The organism is Actinomadura sp. NPDC048955 (assembly GCF_040649435.1).
GTDB lineage: Bacteria > Actinomycetota > Actinomycetes > Streptosporangiales > Streptosporangiaceae > Spirillospora > Spirillospora luteofluorescens.
This window is the reverse complement of the sequence record NZ_JBEZJI010000181.1, coordinates 1-2,045: the sequence shown is the minus strand read 5'-3', so window position 1 is coordinate 2,045 and position 2,045 is coordinate 1. Positions and strand designations below refer to the sequence as shown.

Sequence of the window (2,045 nt, the reverse complement as noted above, 5' to 3'; positions counted from 1 at the left end):
GAACTCACGCCAACGCCGCCGCGAACGCCAGACACACCGCCCGCCCCGTCGCCCGCGGCACCACCTCGGCGACCACACAGAACCGCGAATGGTCATCCACACCGGTGACCACCTTGCACTCGGCCCCGCCGGCCAAGAACACCCCGCCGACGATGTCCATCTGCCACAACGCCATCGGCTCATCACGCTCCCAACGGCGAAACTCCTGACGCCTGCGGCGCCGCCGGCCCGGCTCGACCAGCCCATGCCGCACCAGCGCCCGATGCACCCCATCCGCGACGGCACCCTGCGCCACACCCAACCGGCCGATCTCATGCACGATCCGCACCGGACCCCACCGCGAATGCTCCCGCCGCAGCTCACACACCACAGCCCCACCACGGCGCTCATCTCCCCCGGCGAGGACACCGGACGGCGGGACCGGTCGGCCAACCCCGCCAGCCCCTCGGCGCGATACCACTTCACCCAGGCATGCACACTCTGGCGCGACACCCCGAACCCGGCCGCGACCTCGACCACCGGCACACCCGCCAGCACCCGCCAGCACCGCCCGATACCGCTGCTCCACCACCGACAACTCGACCAGGCCCAATCCCGGCCTCCTGACACGCGACGCCCGCAAACGAACACGCGACAGCCAAGCCGAACAGCCACCCGTCAAGCATGTGATGGGACAGAGGTGTCAAGCATCTCCCGGGACAGGACACCGGTTTCGAGCCGCGCGGATGAAAACTTTCCTTACGTCTTCAAGGGCGCCCGCCGCGGCGGCCGCCAGGACCGCAGCGGGCCCCGGGCATGCGGCCTCTTGCGGGCCGACCTGGGACCCGCCGAGGTCTTCAGCAGCACCTGACAGCCCTTATTCCCAAAGTAACCATCCGATCACCCATGGTGCTGCTATAAACCAGGGTAGATCGGGAGGGGCGGCCGCGCTCCGGGGGGAAGCCGGCCCCGCCGTGGATGTTCAAGGTAGGTCCATACTCGGCGGGTGATCGCGGGGCCCCTCCCGACCCACCAGCTCACTGCGCGTTGCGTTGCCGAAAGGGCTGCCGCGCAGAGGCTCGCGGGGGGCAAGAAATGGAAATCTTGGGATCTCTGCCAGGCGCGGCGAGGATGTGCGGCGGTGCCACGAGCGCCAGAACAAGCGCCAACAGGCGGGGGCTATGACCACGGGGAAGGCATCGCGGGCATGGTCGGCAACTTCGCCGCTGGTGCGGCACTGGCCCGCCGGACGTACCGCACCGTGCAGGTGATCACCCTGGCCCTGGCCGTCGCGATGCTGCTGTTCGTACTGCTGGGCCGAGGCACGATCGGCGGCATCGCGCTGCTGATCGTGTGGGGCCTGGCCTACGGCGGGGTGTCGGTCGGACTGCAGACCTGGATGATCAAGGCCGCGCCGCGCGCTGTGGGTGGCGGTGTTCAGCCTGTCGATCGGCCTCGGCGCGCTGGTCGGCGGCGTCATCCTCGACTCGTTCGGCCTGCCGGGCGTGCTGTGGATCGGCGGCGCTGCCACCCTGGTCGCTGTGGCGGTGTGGACCGCACGAGGCAACGCCGGCCTGCGGTAACCGGGACACCAACTCCTCCTCGACCGCCGGCCGCCACTCCACTCCGGCCACTCGCACACGTGCCGCCTCGGCGACGCTGTGGTCGTGCGGGGACCCGCCGAGAGATGGCGCGATCCGATTCGTCCGCCGGCAACAGCTGTACCCCACCAGCACATCGTGACCACTACGGGACAGCCTTTAGCGCTGGCAGCGATACCCGCTGGAAATCCCCCAGGATTATGGGGCCCTGGCCCATCAACGTCACCCGCCCGTCGGGCCTCGCGCAGCCCGTTCACCGGTCGGTTGCTGCTCAAGCCCCGCGTCGGTCCGGACGCCGAGCGGCAGGCGCTTGGCCACATCCAGCCGCCCCTCGCCGTAGGGCTGGACGTGCTGCCAGAACAGGGCGTCACCCGCGAGTCCGTTCCTCAGCCGACGGCGCGCTCCACGTAGGGGCGCAAGGCCTTGCGCAACTTGGCCGCGTGCGGTTCCTGCCCGATGGAGGCC

2 protein-coding genes and 1 pseudogene are annotated in these 2,045 nt (G+C 70.0%); 2 read left to right on the top strand and 1 reads right to left on the bottom strand.

Features of this window, described 5'->3' with window-relative positions; genetic code table 11:
- Window positions 1-10: 10 nt before the first annotated feature.
- A pseudogene (locus AB0C84_RS46030) lies at window positions 11-577 on the bottom strand (helix-turn-helix domain-containing protein); the annotation flags it as partial.
- Between the two features lie 835 nt (window positions 578-1,412).
- Here AB0C84_RS46030 and AB0C84_RS46025 point away from each other — a divergent pair.
- Both AB0C84_RS46025 and AB0C84_RS46020 read left to right on the top strand, forming a co-directional pair.
- Complete coding sequence (locus tag AB0C84_RS46025) at window positions 1,413-1,562, top strand: hypothetical protein (protein WP_361079233.1); 150 nt, start codon at window positions 1,413-1,415, stop codon at window positions 1,560-1,562.
- A 282-nt stretch (window positions 1,563-1,844) separates the two neighbouring features.
- A complete protein-coding gene (locus tag AB0C84_RS46020) occupies window positions 1,845-1,991 on the top strand; it encodes a hypothetical protein (RefSeq protein WP_361079230.1) in 147 nt (48 codons plus the stop codon).
- The last annotated feature ends 54 nt before the right edge of the window (window positions 1,992-2,045 follow it).